Source organism: Streptomyces sp. NPDC046909, assembly GCF_040644695.1.
Lineage (GTDB): Bacteria > Actinomycetota > Actinomycetes > Streptomycetales > Streptomycetaceae > Streptomyces.
Map to the genome: position 1 here is coordinate 107,752 of NZ_JBEYXC010000019.1, position 18,081 is coordinate 125,832.

Below are 18,081 nucleotides of genomic sequence, written 5' to 3' on the forward strand. Positions count from 1 at the left end.
CCACGCGCCCGCACCCCATGCGCGTGGGCGTGACCGCGAGCAGGACGACAATCGACCACCGATACCCCGAAAAAGGGACCATGCACTACACAGAGAAAACCCCCAAAACCTGGTCCGCCATCTGCATCGCCCTCTACCTGCTCGGCATCGGATACATGGGCATAGACACCCTCCCCGACGAGTTCGGCCTCTGGCTCGGCCTGAGCGCGCTGTTCCTTCTCCTGCTGCTCCCCTGCCTGGCGGTCCCGATCTCGAAGTTCATCTACCACCGCATCCAGATCGACGCCCAGACCCTGCGCGTAGGCCGCGAGCGCATCCCGCTCGCCACCATCGACCCCGCCTCGGTACAGGCAGCCGCAGCCGAGGCCACCACAGCCGCTCAGCGGTACGCCGCCTCGCTGAACACGATCGACGCACCCGTGCCCGGCCTCCGCGCCACCGACCGCGGCGCTCCCCGCCTCGTAGGCGGCGGCTGGGGCGCCCCCATGGGCATGGACACCGTCGTCATCCGCACCTGGCAGGGCGAGCAACTCACGATCGCCACCCGTGACCGCACGGCTTTCCTCACGGCGCTGGCCCAGGCTACGAGCGTGCCGCACCCTAGCCGGTAGCTCGTACCCCCGCTCAATCAGAAACTCAAGAGAGCGAAGACAGGGCGTCCAAGAACCTCCCCGGGGCGGAAACCATCGCACCACGGAACGACAGATTCCGCGTGTATACGCCCTCGAACAGGATCGCAAGACTGATATCCACAGAGTCCACAGCCCCGTAGGCAGTTCCGGAAATACTCTTGGGATCTGCCCCGCTAGAGCGGACCACAGCAATCCTGGACTCGGGCCGTTCCAATATGTGATGCCGCCGGTTCCCCTCCTCCCGGTACTGGTACTCCCGCCCTACCGCCCAGATCTTCAGAGACCGGCCTCTTCTACTCATCCGCAAGGTCTTACGGGTGAAAGAAGCATGCTGCCCCGCCACGCTCAACTTGCCTTCAGCCAAGCGTGGTCGCCCTCCGTATCGAATACCCTTGAAAGATGACATCGGAATATTTTCTCCGGTCACCATGGCTCCGATGAGCGCCCTCGGTTCGGATACGGCCACGATTTCGAGAGCAGGCACGATCAGCTCCACAAGACCCAGCTGCCCTACACTGCCACGCCAAAAGGTCACATGGGACTGTTCGCGCGAAGTGACGGTGTTCGTATGCCGCTGAAGCTCGAACGAATATTGGGACATTGTCCGACCCTAACCTCTTTCGCCACAAAGGATCAATCAAAGGGATTGAGCGCACTACCTAGCGCCTTCGCACCGTCAGCTATCTTCCCAGCGCCCTCGCCGATCTTCTTCCCTGCCCAGGCTCCAGCGTCCGCCACCTTGCCCGGGAACGCCTTCAGCTTTTCCCGGTTGTCGATGATGGTGGCGACACCATAGACGGCACCCGTAACCACCGCCGCGCCGATCGTGACCGGGTTGGGTGCGATCATGGCCGCAGTCATGGAGGCGTTGAATGCCACGCCGGAAGCCTTCGCTACATATCCGGCCTTGTCCCGCTTGAAGGCCTCAACAGGGTTTCCTTCCTGCACCAGGTCGACAGCACCGATCACCGTGGACACCGCGCTGCCACCGACCCCTGCCGCACGCCACCAACCGGCCGTACGCATCGCTGTCCCGGCTCCCGAAGCGAAGGCACCCAGTCGACTCGCTCCGGCAGCCCTACTCAGAGCGCCAGCATTCTTGCCGACCTTGAGCAGGTTCGCCTCCCAAGCCCACTGCCGCCCCGAAAGAGCAGCCAGGCTGTCCTTTCCTGTCAGCGCATCAAGGATCGGAGCAGGAGTACGCGACCCGATAGTGGCAGCCAGGGCGCGAATACGTGCCGGAATGAAGCGTGACGTCGACTGCCCTTTCAAGAGCTGAGCGAGCGTGGTTCCGGGTGCTTTCAAGAACTCGACCCGTCCAGGGTTTTTGAGGCTCTTGAAGTACTTGATGAGTTGGAGCGTGCCCATTGCCGACATCTTGAAGGCTCCCGGAACTGTCGAAGCCATCGCCGTCAAGTCGATGTAGTCCCCGACCACTTCCCCAAGGTTCTCGTCACCCGTGACCTTGGCGACGGCATCCCCCTTGATGCGTTCGATCCAGTCCGAGAGCGTCTCGCCCTTCTGCCGCTCCAGCCACTTGGTGTCGAACTTGTCGCCGTTGGCGACGGAGGCGTTCGCGATCAGCATCGCGTCAGGCGGAAGGTTCGCCCCCTTCAGCTCCTCCGCCGTGAACCCCGCGTACAACGCGGCAGCCCTGGGATCACCCTTGTCGGCCCGCAGGATGGCCGCACGCCGACGAAGATCGACCGCCGTGCCGTCGGCCCAGTTCCGCATGGGCTTGAGGGAGCTCAGCTTGTCGGTCACACCGAGACGGGACGCCCGGGTGAAGGCCTCGTCCAACTTGTCCCGCAGATGGCCCCGGCCGTCGAACAGTTTCGCCAGGTGCTCCATGTCATCCGGATTGGCCATGCGCTTGGAACTGTCGCTCATTTTTCCCCGTGATCATGTGCTGCGCTTCGTACAGGAACTGGTGCAGGGCCTGGTGCCAGAAGGCGAAGGCAGAGCCTCAGGTCGCCACCGATGCCGACGCACTCATATGGCCCCAAGAGGCGGGCTAGGCCTGCCGCGTAGAGGCGATCTGCGCCCCGTCGGGAATCAGATCGGTGATCAGGTGCCAGAGCTCCTTGGCCGAGGTACGCCGCACCCTCAGCTCGCTGCTCTCGTCGACTTGCCCTTCGGTCACCGGCTCCGCGGGCAGCTCCCGCAGCCAGTAGCCCTCGATCCCGCAGTCCCACACCGCGAGCGACGAAACGGCCAGCCCGTTGCTGAGCGTCTGCTGCGACTCGGCGCCCTTCCAGGCCATGGTCATGCGCCACATGCAGTTCAGCTGGGACAGCACCTCCGCCAACCGCACCGGCGCGCCGACAGCCGCGGCCACAGCCTCGGGCTCCTCGAACTGCCCGGCCTCCATGCAGGCGACCACGCCGTCGAAGGCGCCCATGGTCGACGGGATCACCTCGTCGTAGTCGATGCCGTCCGTGAAGTCCCGGTGCAGGTCCACCATCCGGGCCAGAGCCCATACCAACGTCTCAGGCTCAGCGGGCACATACTCAGACTCGGCCTCACCGGGCCAGTTCTCGTGAGTGAAGATGAAGTCGTCGCCGACGACGGCTCCGCTCTGCGTGACCCCGCCCGGCCCGGTCACCTCGACACGCGCGATGACGTGCGGCTCCATGAGCGTGGCAACGAGGGGATAGAGATCGGCCACGATCTTGTCATCACCGTCGAGAATCCCGGCTTCCTGCAACTCGGCCCGTGAATGGGCGAGTTCGTCAGGAATCTGCCCCTCCTCCACGAGAAGCCCCAGCACGCTGACATGAGCATCGGACAACCGCACCCGACGCCGAGCCGCATCGATAGAAGGCATTCTTTGTTTCCCCTCAGGATTAGAGGTCGCTGAACCGATTGAGAATGCGTCCGGGCAGCGAGACAAGCGCCCCGGTCACTGACAGATTTCGGGTGTATACGCCCTCGAGGACGAGCGCGATACTGATGTCGAGGGCGTCCGCGTCGCCGCAGCAAGTCCCGGAAATAGTGCGGGGCTTACTCCAGCTGGATCGCCGGATGCGCACGGACGCCCCGGCTCGCGCCAGTTCGTGACCACGCTTGCCACCCCGTTGGGCATAGGTGTACGTGCGCCCCTTGACCCGGATCCGCAGGGCTCGCGCCTCCCGGCCGACCAACCAGGCACTCCTGGAGAGCTCGGCCGGCTCCCAGTCGATGCTCAACTCGCCTCTGGCCAGCAGGGGTCGCCGCAAGTACCGCAGCCCAAGGTATGTGGTGAGCGGGACGCCGTCCCCGCTGACCGCCACCTCGGTGTACGTCGACGGATAGTCGCTGTAGTCGGTGGGAAAGGCGAGTCCGATGCGACCGAGCCCGGCGACATCCCCGGCCCAGGAGAGAACCTCACCCCGGGTGCCCCTGACGGAGGCGACCCGCCGCAGCTGGAACGTGACCCCCTTCATCTGCCTCAACACCTCCCTCGCTCCGCCAACCGCCAGGAAAATAAAGGGTGCATAGCCGCAAACCAGAACATACAGCCCGGCCTGCTCGCACACCAAGTCATCGTAAAGGAAGGGTAATCGATTCGAATAATCCCCACTGGTTTCACCCGAGATGCCCACAAAAGCAGGCGCCTCCGCACGCCCCGGTCGTCGGACAGACCGGCCAAGGCTCCCGGCGGGCGGGCGTGACGCGATGGAGAGGCAAAAAGAGGGCCGCCCCCTGCCCGATCAGCACCTCCACCGAAAGCACTCACAGACTTGGGGTTCCTTTTACACCTGCTCTGTAAAGTGCCCCCGGATAAGGGGAGGCGGACGCATGGGAACCGACGGCGACAAGCCAAAGGTGGACAATCCCGAGCGGGAGCGACTACGCGGCCTGAAGCAGCAGCTCGAAAAAGAACGGTCCGACCTGGTGGGCACCCTGAAGCGAGCGGCGACCGACGTCGGGAAGGGCGGCCGGGACTCCGATAAGTCATGGGTGGGTACGAACGCCGATAAGTGGCACGACGACGTGTCCGGGCGTCGCGCAACAGTGCGCTCACGCATCGACAAGGTCCTTGAGGACATTCAGCGTGAAATCGACACCATGCCCGAAAAGGTCACGCCCGAGGAAGCCGCCTCGATGAACCGCAACAGACGCATGTACTGACAAGGCTCCAGAGCAGCACCGGATTGCGATACGAGGGAAACGGGGGACGGTATGCGCCCGGACGACGGGGGAAGCGGCAAGAGCATCTTTTCAGGGATCGACCCGGACAAACTCAAGGCCACGATCAACTCCGTGCGGCAGGACCAGGAGACCCTGCAGGGCCGGGCCACCTACTACAAGACGCAGCTTGCGTATTACGGCATCGGGACCACGGAGCTCGGTGACGTCCTGAAGGTGGCTGGCTGGGCCAGGGACGAGCTTCCTCTGCTGACTCGGCGCTACCACCTCGCCCTTGCCGCTGACGAACCGTACCCGTCCCGCCCCAAGGGCTCGTTGATGGTGTCGATCGACGAGGGGATGGTCAGCCAGAAGGCCACCGCCGAACGCAACGGCAAAGATCTGGCCGAGAGGTTGAAGAAGGACTTCAGCGGTAGCAACTCGGCGGAGCTCTTCGCAGAGTTGGAGGCGAACGCCGACGACGCCGACTTCGTCAACGCCTTCTACAAGACCCTCGGGCCGGACAAGTTGGTCTGGCTGTCCAACGAGATGGCCGATGATCCCTACGACGACTACTACGACAAGCACCCTGACGCGCTGTCCCACGACCGCAATCTCATCGCCAAGACGCTCGGCACCTTCTCCAAAGTGGCCTTCGAGGGCGAGACCGCCAAGCAGAAGCAGGCGAACTGGAACAAGTGGTTCGACAAGTTCGCCATGGACCCGAACCGCGGCTTCAGGCCTGACAGGCTGACACCGCTTCTCGCCGGGGGATCGTACGACAAGGACTTCCTGGTCTCGCTGGGTGACCGGGTTTTCTCCAAGGACCAGCAGGCCATGGACACCCAGTGGATGAACGGCAGCGGGAAGGACCCCTGGGAAGCCGACCACTACTCCCAGCTGTTCGACGCCATCGCCAAGAGCCCCGAGGCGTCGGGCGAATGGATGGACCACAACCACGACAGCATCCAGAACATGCTCTATGCTCCCGCCGACTCATGGGACAAGTCCCGCCCGGCCGCCCTCGTCAAGGTGCTGCACTCGGGAACCATCGAGCTGCGCTCGACGAATGAGGCTCTGGCCGAGAAGCTGACCGCGCGTCTCATGTTCGACAACTACAAGCACATGAACGGTGACGCCAAGAGCATCCACCCGATCGAAGGGGTGGACTACTTCTATTCACAGCTGATCACCGCCTACTGGAAGGACATGGAGAACGGGATCACCTCGCCCGTAGCCGACAAGTTCTGGATGGGGGACGCGAGCGCGGGCGGGTTCGGCGAGGATGCGTCCAAGTGGGACGAGAAGGCGTTCAAGGCCGGCCAGGATCCGTCCCGCTTCGGCCTGGAGGCGGGTGCCCCAATGTGGCAGGCCCTGATGAACGAGTCCGCTCGGGACCCCAAGGCGGCCGGTGAGCTGAGCGCGCTCTTCGACACCTACCGCAACCAGCTCGACAGCCAGATCGTGCACACGGACCGCAAGAACGACAACACGATCGAGTACCTGAGCATGAAGCGTGGTCTGATGATGAAGGCGTACGGAACGGCGTTCACCTCTGCGAAAAAGTCCATGGGGGACGATGCGGCGGCATGGGCTGAGGGTGTGAACGAATTCCGCAAGACGCTCATCGAGACTGCTGCTGACGGAGCGACAGCTGCCGCTACAGGCGGTACCACGGCCGTCGCTGACATGGGTAAGGAGCAGCTCACCGGCACTGCAACGGGCCTGCTCACGGGCTGGTTGACGGAGGCAGTGAGCGTCAAACCCGAAGAAGCCCCGGGCGGGCTGGTGGACAAGTACAAGGCACTGTCCGAGGCTGAACTGGATACCTCGTGGCGCGATGGATATCGGCGCCTTGCAAACCACCAACTCGACGGAGACACATCTGTCGGCGTGAAGCCCGGATATGATCCCGCCATTACGAAGCCGGTCACCGTCGGAACCATTCACGGGGAGGGAGCGACGTATACAGGAAACCCGAAGAACTACATCAAGAGCCCTGCCGATAACTTTCTCACCGATTCGGGCCGGGTAATGGACCCGGACAAAATGAGCCCCCAGCAACTGAGTGCCTATTCACGATGGCTTCAGGACTACGCAGTAGTCGCCAAAGTACATGGCGATGGTTTCGCAACGTCTCAGCAGTTCCAGAATCTTCCAGAATAACCGTGCTGCAGCACTCAAGAATCGAACACCCGCACCCTGTCTCACTATTACAGGAATACTCATGACTGACTCATCGTTCGGCAATAACATCCGCGTGGATTCTGCTCTCGGCGGTCCGGCGCCGAATGCCGGCCCTCAGCGCCGTCGGAAATTGCTGATCGGTGGAGGCTCAGTGGCCGTCGTAGCTCTGCTCGTAGGCGGCGGGGTGTGGTGGGCGACGAGCAGCGGAAATGACGACTCCGGTCAGCGCGTTCCCGTGCTGCCGTCCACCTTCGCTGGATACACGGAGGCGAAGCCGCACGATACCGAGTGGTCAGGCATCGGATCGGAATCGATCAACACCGATATCACCAAAGGTGAGGTCAATCTGACCTACAGGGCTTCGGGCGGGAAGGCCTTGATAATCCGCGCCAGATACGAGCCTGGAACTTTGCGCCCCTCGGACCCGTCGGACCCGCTCTACGGAATTTACAATACGAAAGTCGATCAGAAACAGGTCAAGACATACTCGGCGGGCGCTGTGGGCGGAAAGATCAAGTGTGCTGACGTCACCATCGGTGCGACCAAATTCACCACGTGCGGCTGGCACAATGACACAACCAATGTCGCCTTGGCGCCCATGCTCAACCACTCCGAGATCGTGTCTGCCGAGGCGCCTAGCTACCTCCGTACCTTCATCAATTCCCTGCAGCTCACACCGCAGTAGTAGAGGTTGGCCGCGCTCCCCTTTCCGCAGCCGTGGATGAGTAGCCGTACTCAGGACAGCCGTCGCAGGGCAGCCAGAGAATCAGGCTATGCATCGGCAGCCTCACACCCACGCGCCCGCCACTCGGCCACGGAATGCCACACGCCGCCCTCGCACGGCGTGGTACCTGCTCCCTGCGCTGCTCCTGGCCACCGCCGTCGCCTGCCTGGGGCTCGCCGCGTTCGAGGCGTACCGCGGCGCCCTCGGCTCCGCGCACCCGGCCGTGACCTCCTTCGCACACTCAGTCCTAGGCTCCCTCAAGGACGTCACGACGTACGGAGACGGAAACCCGGCGCCACCCCACAGCCATGCGCAAGTCGAACACCACGCCTCAGGTGAGACCAGCCCCGGCACCACCAGCTTCACGCTGCTGAAGGTGGCCGCCGCCTCGGCTCTGGCGTCCCTGATCGGGTTCGCGTCCGTCGCCTCGGCGCGGACGTGGAGTCAGCAGAGGCACCGGCCGAAGTCGCCGTTCACCCACTGAGGGCCGGCCCGGTCAGCTCACGCCTTCGGCAGCACAAGTCCCGTACACCCATGCCGCTCAGCAGAACGATCCGCGAAGCGCCGCAGATCGTCCCGTTCCACCGAGGTCAGCGGGTCGGAGACCAGGTCGCGGTCGCCGTCGTCGATGGGCCGGAGCTGGTACACGGCGGTGCCGAACAGCCCCTGGCAGTCGGTGGCGGAGCCCCACGCCCCGCCGGAGTTGTCCCCCGAGGCCTGCCTGAAACTTCCGTACTGCCCGTACCTGTCCCGCTCGGAAATGAACGTGCCGTAGAAGGCCCGCAGCACCAACTCCTCCCCGAGCACGCACTCTTCGAGAGAAGAGCTCCCGGGTGCCGTCGTCTCGCGCATCCGTGGATGCGAGCGCAGGGTCGCGCAGGTGCCCTTCGCCTCGTCGGTGGAGACTTTCCGGCCGCCGGCGTTGCCCGGAATCTGGGTGATCCTCGCGCCGGGCTCACCTCCGCAGCCGGTGCGTTCGGCTGTCCGCTCGGCCGCCACGGTGGCGACCCGGGCCACCGTCGCGCGAGTGCCTCCGGCGTCGGAGCCGCCCTCCGCGGTCACGAGGATCCCGCCGCCTTCCCGCGGGCCCCAGTCCGGACACTCCAGCAGCACCGAGACGGTGCCGCCCGTGACAAAGCCCGTCCATCCGGCGCCCAGAGGGAGCGGCAGCACCTCATCGCTCGGGGAGAAGATGAAGTACGGATCGTTGGTGCCGTAGGCCGTCTGGATGAACACCACGACGCCGGTATTCGTCCGGCACGCCACCGACAGCCCCTCCGGCTCCGTCACACCGGACGACGTCGTCAAGTGCCACGTAGCCAGCTCAAGGTCATCGTCAGCGTGGTCGAAGCCGAGCGCGGTCGTCCCCGTCAGCTCCAGCATCTCGTCGACCGGCAGCACCCCACCGCACATCTCCGCCATGCGGTCGGCAGGTGTGTGCTCCTTGAACCACAGCAGGCCGCCGCCCAGCACCAGCACCGCCGCGACCGCCCCACCCACCTGCCGAAGCCGTCGCCGTCCCAGTTGCCAGCTCAACACCGAACTCCCCCATCGCCTGACCGGCGTGCAGCCTCTCACGACGCCTGCCCCGACCCGTGTGGCGGCGATGTGATGGTCGAGGAGATTCCCGCCCCCAACCCTCACCGTCCCCGCCCCCCTTCATATGCTTCACCGGCAACGTCGCAGATCGACTGCCGATCGGCCGCCAATCGACTGACAGTCGACAGGCGACCGAGCGCAAGCAGTCAACGGGGAGGAACCACACATGGCCACCGCAGACGGCGAAGACCCCGCCGAATTGAAGAGGCGGGCGGAGAAATTGCGCGGATGTGCGCGCGAGGCCCGTTCCATCGCCCGCCGCCTCGGCCCGTATCTCGATGACGCCGTGAAGAAGGCGACGCCCCGCGCCGCGGCGTTCCGTACCGGCGGTGACGAGGGGGCGATCTGGCAGGGACCGTTCGCCGACGAGTGCACGGCAACCCTCCAGAAGCGGCAGAGCACGCTGAACGGTATGGCCACGTCGCTGCTCGCGGATGCCACGCGATGGGAGACGCAGGCCGAGGAGCTGGACCGGCAGGCCAAGGAGAAGGACAAGGCCAAGGCCGGGACGGGCGGCGGTAACTGATGGTGTTCCGGGGGTTCGACAACTGATGGTGTTCCGTGGGTTCGACGCCGTGAAGCTGACGGCGCTCGCCAAGGATCTGGACACGCTGGCGGGGCATTCCGGGCGGCTGCACAGCGACTTGGCCGCCGTGCTGACCAGCGCGCAGCAGAATCTGCCCGGCGGGCAGCGCGCGTCGCACAACGCCGATCTGCAGGATCTGGTGGGGGACGTCATCCCCATGCCGGGGATCTTCGGTGGTCGCCGGCGCCTGCCCGGCTCGCTCGGCAGCGAGCTCGGTGACATGCAGGCCTCCATGAAGCGGCGTATCAAGCAGATAGAGGGCTTGCAGGAACTCGCCGAGCGCGGCTACCCCGTCAGCGACGGAAGCCTCTTCCTCGACGAGTCCGCACCCGACGCCAAGAAGATCGACGACGCGCTGAAGCATCTCCAGGAGCTTCAGGGCAAGGACTTCGGGAGCAACGGCAACCACGACGACCTGGAGAAGATCTCCGGCGAACTGGACGGGCTGACGGCCGCCGAACTCGACGCGGTCGTCTCCAAGGCCTCCCCCAAGGACCTCGCCTTCTACAACCAACTCCTCACCGACACCGACGACTCCTTCTGGAACCCCTTCGACGAGAACGGTCTCGGAGAGGACGCCCGGCGGGCCACGCTCAGCCGGATGCTGTCCAAGATCAGCCCGGAGAACTTCGACAAGTTCCAGAAGGCGTTCCCCGGGACGCAGCCGACGTTCACGAACACGGGCGCGTTCGAGGAGGGCGGCAACAACCAGAACGGCCAGACCAACAACGGCATCCACTGGCAGACCCCCTCCGACCCGCTGATCGTCGACGGCGTGTCGCCCGACGACGTCAACCAGCGCCAGTTCGGGGACTGCTGGTACGTCGCCTCACTCGCCGGACTCGCCCAGAAAGACCCCAAGTTCATCGAGGAAGGCATCAAGCAGAACCCGAACGGCACGGTCAGCGTCCGCGTCTGGGACAAGGACGGCAACTACCAGTGGGTCACCATGACCGCCGACCTGCCGACCGACCGCAACGGCAACCCGATCAGCACGTACGGCAACGGCGAGTCCTGGCCGGCGTACTACGAGAAGGCCTTCGCGATGGTCTACTCCGAGGACGGCGACGACGAGCGCGGCTACGGCGGCATCGAGGGCGACGACCCCAAGAAGTCCGCGCCGTATCTGACCGGCCAGGAGGGCGAGGACCTCACCGCCGGCGGCTTCCTCGGCATCGGCGAGCACGAGGACAAGAGCCTGGAGGGCCTGAAGAAGGCGTTCGACTCCGGGAAGGTCGTCACCGTCTCCACGCCCGCCGACGAGAAGCTCGACAAGGACCACCCCAAGGAGTGGGGCAACGTCTACCACTCCAACCACGCCTACTACGTGCGTGGCTTCACCGACGACGGCAAGGTCATCCTCGGCAACCCGTGGGGCGTGTCGGGATACCCGCCGATTACGGTGTCGCAGGAGGAGTTCAACAAGTACTTCGGGGGAGCCGAGGCCTTCGATGCCCCATAACGCACGAAAAGAACAACAGGTGAAGTACCCCTTCGAGTCCGACGGCCGCTGGGTGCTCCGCTACCACGTCCCGTACGACGTCCAGCACGACGGCCGCTCCCACAGCATCGTCGCGACGATCTTCCGCGAGCCGTCGGTGCACGGCCGGATCCAGGTCAGCCGTGAGGGCCGGCCGCTCGCCGAGTACGACGAGCTGACCCCGGGTGCTGTCGTCGAGATCACCGGCGACCCCTGGCGGGTCACGGAGGTCGAGTACCGCACCCACGTCGTGCTGGAGCGCGTGACCGACAGCGACCGCGTGGCCGACAGCAACAAGGAGGCGACCGGTGCTCAGGCCGGCGAGTAAGTACGGCATCGCGGGCGCCGTCACGGCCCTGCTGGCGCTGACCGGCTGCGGATCGTCGTCCGGGGGCTCGGGCGGCGACCCCACCGACGCGCCCACGACCGCGACGACCACACAGGCGGCGGCGAAGGACAAGGGCCCGGTGTGCGTCGGCGAGGCCCCCGCCGACGGCGTCCATGTGCTGCGCGGCGGCGGGTTCCGGCTGCCGGGCGGCGGTGTGCAGTACGCCGCCGCGACCGCCGACGGTACGACCCGTACGGCGACCCTGCGCGACGGCGCGAAGTACGAGGACGGCCAGAAGCAGCAGTCGGTCAAGGCCGGACAGCGGATCACCGTCGGCGGGCACGCCTACACCGTCAGCCAGATCTGCTCCTACCGGGTCGTCCTGGAGCCCCAGGACGCCAAGGACAAGGCCACCCTCGCCGCCGCCCCCAAGTCCCTCGCGTCGCAGGGCGGCGAGGCGGACAACGGCCTCTGCTTCACCACGAACCCGGAGGTGCTGGCCGCCGCGTCGAAGGGGTTCCCGGCGAGGGGCGAGACCCAGTCGCTGCTGGACAACGGCGGTGTGTGGAAGTTCCCCACCGGCCTGTCGATCACCGTCTCCTACGTCGACACCGACACCGGGACCGCCGGCCTCGGCGCGAACTGCGCGGCGATCGCGGTGGCCGACTACAAGGACGTCCGCGTCGGCGACACCGTCGAGTTCGCCGGCGTGCGGTTCGAGATCTCGGAGCTGACGGACGACGCCGTACGGATGACGCGGACCAGCGCGTAGAGCGTCAAGCTAGGGTGACCCGGTAGCCCGGTAGGGCGGCAGCACGGTAGGGCAGCGGCCCGGCGCAGCGAGCATGGAGGCAGATGGTGTTCGGCAAGAGCAAGCACGTCGACGAGCCTCCCGTCCCCGTCGTGCCCTGGGCCGACGCGTGGGAGTTCGCCATCGGCGACGAGGAGCGGCCGGCGACCGGCGGGCGCAAGCGGCCCGTGCTGGGCGCCCGCGCCTTCAGAGTCCCGCACGGCGGCGGCATGCAGCGGGTCCACGCCCCCTGCGCCTTCTTCCCCCCGCAGGGGACCGCGAGCGATCTCCGCCTGTACGAGGATGTGGAGGGCCGGAGTCTGCTCTGCTCCGTGGACGATCCCGAGGAGGCCGACGGCGCACGCCGCTACGCCGTCCGCGACGGGCAGGGAGAGATCGTCGGCGCGGTCCGCCGTATCCCGCCGCTGAAGCACGCGCTCAAGCCGACCTGGCGCATCGAACAGCCCGGGCACGCCGAGATCGTGAGCAGCGCGGAGTGGGCGAAGGGCGGGGTGACCGAGATGGTCCAGAAGGGCGCCGGGAAGTTCCTGCTGGGCGCCGTACAGGCCGTGGCCGACATGGGTTCGGAGGGCGGCGACCAGCCCGCCAAGTCACGTGTCCTGGAGTGGAAGGCCGACGGCGAGCTGGTGCTGACGTCGGACGCCCAGTATCGCTTCCTCGTCCGGGCGGGGTGGCTGGACCGTCGTCTGGTCTTCGCGTACGCGCTCCTTCGCACCTCGTGAACGGTCGTACCTCGCGAACGGTCGTACCTCGTGAACGGCAAGGACAGAGCGGCTCCGCGTCGGAGCTTTAGGGGGATGAAGCAAACGTGGGCATGAGGAACGTCAATCCGGACGACCTGGACCAGCTGGCCAAGCTTCTGGACGGTCGCGGCGGCCTGCAGGACAAGGTGGACGAGGCGTTCACCCGGGCGTCCCGGCTCGGCGTGAGCAGCAAGCTGGCCTCGCTCAAGCCCCTGCGCTCCTGGGTCACGGACACGGCACCCGACCTCCGTAAGCGGGCCGTCTTCGCCCGGCTGGAGAGCGGCGATCCGCAGGCCGGTCTGCTCTGGGCCGGGTTCAGCGCCAAGGACATGGAGAAGTACAAGGGCGAACTCGGGCCGGACACCCTCCTGTTGGCCAACTCCGTGGCCGCCAGCAACGATCCGGACGCCGAGAAGTTCAAGCGGCAGCCCGACGAGTCCCTGGCGGACTGGATCGAACGGCTCGAAGCGCACGCGATCTCCCAGATACCCGGCCTTCAGCCGCACGAAGAGACCATCGCCACCATGATCGGCCTCTACGGCGACTGGGGTTCGGTGACCGCCGCCACCGCCGTCGTCACCATCCAGGGCGCGTCCCTCACCAAGACGTTGCTCGGCAACTCCCTGAAGGCGGGGGCGCTGCGCACCTGGAAGACCCGGCTCGGAGTGGTCCTGCGCGGTTCCGACAGCGGGCTGATCAGGTCGGCCGGCAACGGTCTGATCAAGTGGACGCCGAAGATCCGCTCCCTGAGCGCCCCCGGCAGCTGGCTGCCCGGCCAGCTCGGCTCGCTCTTCGGCCGCAGCACCGCCTATCAGAACCTCTCCCGCATCCCCCTCACGAGCGGCCTCCAGGGCGACCTGATCGGCCAGAGCTACAACTGGGCCCGCGCCACTCCCCTCATGAACACGCTCCGGGCCAACGGCGTCATCGACTTCCTCGTCGGCTCGGACGAAGCCGCCAAGATGTACGGCGGCTTCACGCACGCGGGTCAGCCCGTGGCCCGCGCCGGCAACGCGAGTCTCATCAAGGTCTTCACCAAGGCCGCCAACAGCCAGCGGTTCGCCAACTCGGTGGCGGAGGCGACGAACGCGGCGCGCGGCGCCGGCGCCCTGCGGACCGGCCTCGGTGCCGCGGCGAAGACCGCCGGCTTCCTCCGCGGCGCGGGAATCGTCGGCGGCGTGCTCTCGACCGGCTTCAGCGCCGCCAACGTCATCTCCCAGGGCAACCCGGTCGACGCCTTCAAACGCAACGGCGCGGGATACGTCGCCGACGTCGCCGAAGTCGGCTTCAACGCCTCCCTCACCGCGGCCATGATCGCCCCCAACCCGATCACCATCGGCCTCGCGGTGGGCACGGGCCTCATCTACGGCGGCGCCAAGGTCGTCGAGCACTGGGACGACATCAAGAAGGGCGCGGGCGAGGCCGCGAACTGGGTGGGGAACAAGGCGAAGGACCTGGGGAAGAGCATCGCCAAATCCAAGGCGAATCCGATGAACTGGTTCTGACCCACGAAGATGGACTGGTTCTGACCCACGAAGATGGACTGGCTCTGACCACGAAGAGGAAACTGGCCCTCACGGACAAAAGGCCCGTGCGTCAGCCCTCGTCCCTACCGTTCCCCATGAGGAAGTTGCGCGGAATGGCCAGCAGCGCCCCGGTGAGGGTGAGGCTCGCGGTGTCGACCTGTTCGAAGACGAGGGCGATGGCCAGGTCGGTGGCGTCCGCACCGCCCTCGGCCGCGCCCGCCCGCTCCACGCCCGGCTTTCCGACCGCCCGGTCGATCCTGACGGAGACCGGCCCCCGACTCAGTACGGCCTCCTTGCCCTCGCCCGCCGAACGGTAGGTGTACGCGCGGTCCAGGTGCCGGATGTCCAGCCACCGAGAGCCCTTGCGAACTCCCTTGACCCGGAGGTCGATACGCACCGGAATGCCATCGATCTGCAACCAGCCGCCGTCGAGGGACGGTACGCCGCCGGTGCCGCCGCCGCTGAACACGGTCTCGGGGAATCGGTCGCCCGCCAGCACCGTCCGGTTGTGGTGGGTGTTTCCGTCCGCGAGGACCGAGCGCACTTCCACATCCCCGAAGGGACCGATGCGGCCCCGGTACCCCTGGACGCCGTCCGCCGTGAGCGGGGTCAGGTCGAAGGCGAAGTCGCTCATGACAGATGCCGCTCCCTCAGAACCAGTTCATGGGATTCGCCTTGGACTTGGCGATGCTCTTGCCCAGATCCTTCGCCTTGTCGCCGACCCATCGCGTCGCCTCGCCCGCGCCCTTCTTGATGTCGTCCCAGTGCTCGACGACCTTAGCCCCCGCGTAGACGGCGCCCGTCACCGCCACCGCCCCGAGCGTGAAGGGGTTCGGGGCCACGGTCGCGGCCGTAAGGGAGGCATTGAAGCCGATCTCCGCGACGTCGGCGACGTAACCGGCTCCCTTCTTCTTGAACGCCTCGGCGGGGTTCCCCTGGGAGACGACGTTGGCGATGCTGTAGCCGGTCGAGGCCAGTCCGCCGACCACCCCGACGGCGCGCAGCGCGCCCCCGGCCCTCCCGGCGAACTTGAGCCCCTTGCCCATCGCGGCGAGCCGCCCCTCGCCGAGGAGCCGCTGGTCGGCGAAGACGTTCTTGCCGACCTTCCACAGGCTGGCCTGCGCCGCGCGGCCCGGAATCTGCCCGGCGTGCGTCAGACCGCCGTACATCTTGGCGACCTTGTCCGACCCCACGAGCGCGGTCACGATGTCACTCGCGCTGAAGCGCCCCACGAGCGCGTTGGTCATCATGCCGCTGCGCATCACGGCGTCGTAGCCCGCGCCGATCTCCTGACTGATACGGGTCCCGACGACCGGAAGGCCGCTGGCTCGCTGGAACGTGGAACTGCCCGAGGCCAGCGCGCCGAGTCGGCTGGGCAGCCACTGCCCGGGCGCCGAGAGCGACCGGATGACGGGGCTGACCCGTTCCAGCGCCCGCCCCCAGGCACCGACCTGGCCCGGCACCCAGCCGTACCGCGTCGGCAGCCAGCGCAGCAGCGCCGCCGCCTTGAGCCGCTGTGTCTGAAGGAACCCCCGGGCCAGGGAGTTTCCCACCAGCACCTTGGTGACGTTGACGCCATGGAAGGCCGCCGTCGCGCCGTGGCCGACCGTCGAGGTGATGTCGCCGACGTCACCGAGGAGTTCGTCGATCTGGCTCTCGTACGGTGCGAGCGCCGGGATCTGCGCGATGGCGTGGGCCCGCATCCGGTCGACCCAGTCGTCCAGGGACTCCCGGGACTTGCGGCGGAAGGCCTCCGAGCCCGGATCACCGCTGGTGGCTATGGCATTGGCGATGAGCAGAACGCCCGGGGTCTTGAGATAGACGCCCGCCCTGGCGATGTCCTTGGCGTTGAACCCCGCCCACCGCAGCCCGGCGCCGGGGTCACCGTCCTCAAGACGGGCGTAGGCCGACCGTCTGCGCAGATCCGGTGCCGTGTCGGTGACCCAGCCGCGCAGGGGCTTGAGGGCGGTCAGCTTGCCGCTGACACCAAGCCGAGAAGCCCGGGTGAAGGCTTCGTCGAGCCTGTCCTCCACACCGCCCCTGCCGTCGAGCAGTTTGGCCAGTTGGTCCAGGTCATCGGGGTTGACGGTCCGCACACATCAGATCGTCGGCCGAACCGTCACTCGCTGTCGATCAAGAGCTCTTCCCGGTCCGGCAATAGATCGGTGATCTTTTCCCATACCTCCGCCGGGTTCGACCGCACCAGCACCAGCGGACTGTCCGGCCCCACCTGGCCCGGGAGGATGGGCTCCTCGGGCTGTACGCGGATCCAGTAACCGAGGGGGCCGCAGTCCCAGACGGCGAGGGCGCGGATCATGGTGGAGTCCTTGCCGTCCTGCCTGCCGTCCCAGGCGGTGGTGATCCGCCACGTGGAGTTGAGGGAGACGACCAGGTCACGAAGGTGACCGAGGGCGGGCTCCGCGAGGCCGGCATCCGCCTCGGCCAGGGCCTTGCGTACGGCGTCGCGGGCGGCGTCGTCATCGGCGCCGGGCTCCTCCAGCGCGACGAACGCGGCGTCCAGGGCCCCCATGGTCGTCTCGACACGAACCTCGGGCTCACCCTCCGCGGGCTTCTCCCCACGATGCAGATTGACCTTGCGGGCCAGTTCCCAGACGAGGGTGTTGGGTTCGATGGAGACGTACTCCGACTCCTCCTCCCCCGGCCAGCCGTCGTGGGAGATCACGGCTTCCTGGCCCACGACCACACCGTGGTTGACGGGCCCGTGCTCGCCGGTGATCTCCACCTGAATCATGACCATGGGATCGGCGAGCGCGCCGAGCAAGTCCCGCAGCAGGGGCGCGAGTTCCCCCTCCTCGCCGACCAGGCCCACGCGCTGGAGCTCGACCAGCGACTCCCACAGCTCCTCGGGAGGCGTCTCGCCGTCCAGAAGGTGGGCGAACACGGCGATATGGCGGTCGGCCAGCCGGAAACGTGCGCGGGAGCTGTCGTACGAAGGCACTGGTCTGGGGTTCCTCACATGCAGCGGCGGCCGTGGCCGACGCGCCGGCTCACTTCTTGTTGTCCTGCAAGTCCTTGGCGCTCTGGGAACACTGCTGGGCCTCGTCCCGCAGCGCCTTGGCGACCGTCCCGCAGGTGGTCTGCCAGCTCTTCAGCTTGCCGCGCACGTTGTCCGCGTTCGGCCCCGACCAGGACTTCATGCCGGTCGTGCTGTGGTTCTTGGCGGTGTCGACGAGACTCTCGATGTGATCGGCGAGCGACCTCAAGTCACCGGCGCGCTTGTTGAGTTCCTGTATGTCAGGATTCGCCATAGCATCCTCCCCCGCTGCCTCAAGAACCTCAGCATACTGGCGCGACTTCGCCGCTCTCAGGGGCCCCTGGACCCATGTCAACACCG

Annotated in this window: 19 protein-coding genes; 11 read left to right on the forward strand and 8 right to left on the reverse strand. The window is 66.5% G+C overall.

Features of this window, described 5'->3' with window-relative positions:
• Positions 1-80: 80 nt before the first annotated feature.
• On the forward strand, positions 81-611 hold the full coding sequence (locus tag ABZ928_RS43660) for a DUF3093 family protein (RefSeq protein ID WP_361532218.1): 531 nt from the start codon (positions 81-83) through the stop codon (positions 609-611).
• Between the two features lie 654 nt (positions 612-1,265).
• Here the strand turns inward: ABZ928_RS43660 and ABZ928_RS43665 are convergent.
• The 3 genes from ABZ928_RS43665 to ABZ928_RS43675 all read right to left on the reverse strand — a co-directional run bounded on the left by ABZ928_RS43665 (position 1,266) and on the right by ABZ928_RS43675 (position 4,150).
• Positions 1,266-2,522, reverse strand: coding sequence for a mucin-2 (locus ABZ928_RS43665; protein ID WP_361532221.1), 1,257 nt, complete (start codon positions 2,520-2,522; stop codon positions 1,266-1,268).
• 124 nt (positions 2,523-2,646) lie between these two features.
• The gene (locus tag ABZ928_RS43670) at positions 2,647-3,459 is read right to left on the reverse strand and encodes a hypothetical protein (RefSeq protein WP_361532224.1); all 813 of its coding nucleotides are present in this window, start codon (positions 3,457-3,459) and stop codon (positions 2,647-2,649) included.
• 19 nt (positions 3,460-3,478) lie between these two features.
• Positions 3,479-4,150 (reverse strand): hypothetical protein, encoded by a 672-nt coding sequence (locus tag ABZ928_RS43675; RefSeq protein WP_361532227.1) that lies wholly within the window; start codon positions 4,148-4,150, stop codon positions 3,479-3,481.
• A gap of 262 nt (positions 4,151-4,412) precedes the next feature.
• On the opposite strand from ABZ928_RS43675, the gene ABZ928_RS43680 reads away from it, so the two are divergent.
• The 4 genes from ABZ928_RS43680 to ABZ928_RS43695 all read left to right on the forward strand — a co-directional run bounded on the left by ABZ928_RS43680 (position 4,413) and on the right by ABZ928_RS43695 (position 8,137).
• On the forward strand, positions 4,413-4,745 hold the full coding sequence (locus tag ABZ928_RS43680; protein ID WP_361532230.1) for a hypothetical protein: 333 nt from the start codon (positions 4,413-4,415) through the stop codon (positions 4,743-4,745).
• 51 nt (positions 4,746-4,796) lie between these two features.
• Positions 4,797-6,908 (forward strand): hypothetical protein, encoded by a 2,112-nt coding sequence (locus ABZ928_RS43685; RefSeq protein ID WP_361532233.1) that lies wholly within the window; start codon positions 4,797-4,799, stop codon positions 6,906-6,908.
• 61 nt (positions 6,909-6,969) lie between these two features.
• Positions 6,970-7,614 (forward strand): hypothetical protein, encoded by a 645-nt coding sequence (locus ABZ928_RS43690; protein ID WP_361532236.1) that lies wholly within the window; start codon positions 6,970-6,972, stop codon positions 7,612-7,614.
• Between the two features lie 88 nt (positions 7,615-7,702).
• Positions 7,703-8,137 carry a hypothetical protein gene (locus tag ABZ928_RS43695; protein ID WP_361532239.1) on the forward strand — a complete coding sequence of 145 codons (435 nt, stop codon included), beginning with the start codon at positions 7,703-7,705 and terminating at the stop codon, positions 8,135-8,137.
• 17 nt (positions 8,138-8,154) lie between these two features.
• On the opposite strand, the gene ABZ928_RS43700 is transcribed toward ABZ928_RS43695, so the two are convergent.
• Positions 8,155-9,189: a hypothetical protein gene (locus tag ABZ928_RS43700; protein ID WP_361532242.1), complete on the reverse strand. Its 1,035-nt coding sequence runs from the start codon at positions 9,187-9,189 to the stop codon at positions 8,155-8,157.
• 229 nt (positions 9,190-9,418) lie between these two features.
• Between ABZ928_RS43700 and ABZ928_RS43705 the strand changes: the two genes are divergently transcribed.
• From ABZ928_RS43705 to ABZ928_RS43730, 6 genes are all read left to right on the forward strand, one after another.
• Positions 9,419-9,778 carry a hypothetical protein gene (locus ABZ928_RS43705; RefSeq protein ID WP_361532245.1) on the forward strand — a complete coding sequence of 120 codons (360 nt, stop codon included), beginning with the start codon at positions 9,419-9,421 and terminating at the stop codon, positions 9,776-9,778.
• Between the two features lie 25 nt (positions 9,779-9,803).
• Positions 9,804-11,300, forward strand: a complete 1,497-nt coding sequence (locus tag ABZ928_RS43710; protein ID WP_361532248.1) for a C2 family cysteine protease — start codon at positions 9,804-9,806, stop codon at positions 11,298-11,300.
• A 19-nt stretch (positions 11,301-11,319) separates the two neighbouring features.
• A complete protein-coding gene (locus ABZ928_RS43715) occupies positions 11,320-11,646 on the forward strand; it encodes a hypothetical protein (protein ID WP_361532251.1) in 327 nt (108 codons plus the stop codon).
• Positions 11,627-12,418: a hypothetical protein gene (locus ABZ928_RS43720; protein ID WP_361532254.1), complete on the forward strand. Its 792-nt coding sequence runs from the start codon at positions 11,627-11,629 to the stop codon at positions 12,416-12,418. The genes ABZ928_RS43715 and ABZ928_RS43720 overlap by 20 nt, the downstream gene beginning before the upstream one ends.
• 83 nt (positions 12,419-12,501) lie before the next feature.
• A complete protein-coding gene (locus tag ABZ928_RS43725; protein WP_361532257.1) occupies positions 12,502-13,179 on the forward strand; it encodes a hypothetical protein in 678 nt (225 codons plus the stop codon).
• 92 nt (positions 13,180-13,271) lie between these two features.
• A complete protein-coding gene (locus ABZ928_RS43730; protein WP_361532260.1) occupies positions 13,272-14,705 on the forward strand; it encodes a PE-PGRS family protein in 1,434 nt (477 codons plus the stop codon).
• A gap of 91 nt (positions 14,706-14,796) precedes the next feature.
• On the opposite strand, the gene ABZ928_RS43735 is transcribed toward ABZ928_RS43730, so the two are convergent.
• Genes ABZ928_RS43735 through ABZ928_RS43750 form a run of 4 tightly spaced genes read right to left on the reverse strand, consistent with a single transcriptional unit; the run spans position 14,797 to position 17,995 of the window.
• Positions 14,797-15,360 (reverse strand): hypothetical protein, encoded by a 564-nt coding sequence (locus tag ABZ928_RS43735; protein ID WP_361532263.1) that lies wholly within the window; start codon positions 15,358-15,360, stop codon positions 14,797-14,799.
• A 16-nt stretch (positions 15,361-15,376) separates the two neighbouring features.
• Complete coding sequence (locus ABZ928_RS43740; protein WP_361532266.1) at positions 15,377-16,822, reverse strand: PE-PGRS family protein; 1,446 nt, start codon at positions 16,820-16,822, stop codon at positions 15,377-15,379.
• 23 nt (positions 16,823-16,845) lie between these two features.
• Positions 16,846-17,685: a hypothetical protein gene (locus ABZ928_RS43745; RefSeq protein WP_361532269.1), complete on the reverse strand. Its 840-nt coding sequence runs from the start codon at positions 17,683-17,685 to the stop codon at positions 16,846-16,848.
• 49 nt (positions 17,686-17,734) lie between these two features.
• Positions 17,735-17,995 carry a WXG100 family type VII secretion target gene (locus ABZ928_RS43750; RefSeq protein WP_361532272.1) on the reverse strand — a complete coding sequence of 87 codons (261 nt, stop codon included), beginning with the start codon at positions 17,993-17,995 and terminating at the stop codon, positions 17,735-17,737.
• Between the last annotated feature and the right edge of the window lie 86 nt (positions 17,996-18,081).

Bases quoted from the DNA above. Each gene is read 5' to 3' on its own strand.
- ABZ928_RS43660 (WP_361532218.1), top strand. From the start codon at position 81: ATGCACTACACAGAGAAAACCCCCAAAACCTGGTCCGCCATCTGCATC.
- ABZ928_RS43665 (WP_361532221.1), bottom strand. From the start codon at position 2,522: ATGAGCGACAGTTCCAAGCGCATGGCCAATCCGGATGACATGGAGCAC.
- ABZ928_RS43670 (WP_361532224.1), bottom strand. From the start codon at position 3,459: ATGCCTTCTATCGATGCGGCTCGGCGTCGGGTGCGGTTGTCCGATGCT.
- ABZ928_RS43680 (WP_361532230.1), top strand. From the start codon at position 4,413: ATGGGAACCGACGGCGACAAGCCAAAGGTGGACAATCCCGAGCGGGAG.
- ABZ928_RS43685 (WP_361532233.1), top strand. From the start codon at position 4,797: ATGCGCCCGGACGACGGGGGAAGCGGCAAGAGCATCTTTTCAGGGATC.
- ABZ928_RS43690 (WP_361532236.1), top strand. From the start codon at position 6,970: ATGACTGACTCATCGTTCGGCAATAACATCCGCGTGGATTCTGCTCTC.
- ABZ928_RS43695 (WP_361532239.1), top strand. From the start codon at position 7,703: ATGCATCGGCAGCCTCACACCCACGCGCCCGCCACTCGGCCACGGAAT.
- ABZ928_RS43705 (WP_361532245.1), top strand. From the start codon at position 9,419: ATGGCCACCGCAGACGGCGAAGACCCCGCCGAATTGAAGAGGCGGGCG.
- ABZ928_RS43710 (WP_361532248.1), top strand. From the start codon at position 9,804: ATGGTGTTCCGTGGGTTCGACGCCGTGAAGCTGACGGCGCTCGCCAAG.
- ABZ928_RS43725 (WP_361532257.1), top strand. From the start codon at position 12,502: ATGGTGTTCGGCAAGAGCAAGCACGTCGACGAGCCTCCCGTCCCCGTC.
- ABZ928_RS43730 (WP_361532260.1), top strand. From the start codon at position 13,272: ATGAGGAACGTCAATCCGGACGACCTGGACCAGCTGGCCAAGCTTCTG.
- ABZ928_RS43735 (WP_361532263.1), bottom strand. From the start codon at position 15,360: ATGAGCGACTTCGCCTTCGACCTGACCCCGCTCACGGCGGACGGCGTC.
- ABZ928_RS43750 (WP_361532272.1), bottom strand. From the start codon at position 17,995: ATGGCGAATCCTGACATACAGGAACTCAACAAGCGCGCCGGTGACTTG.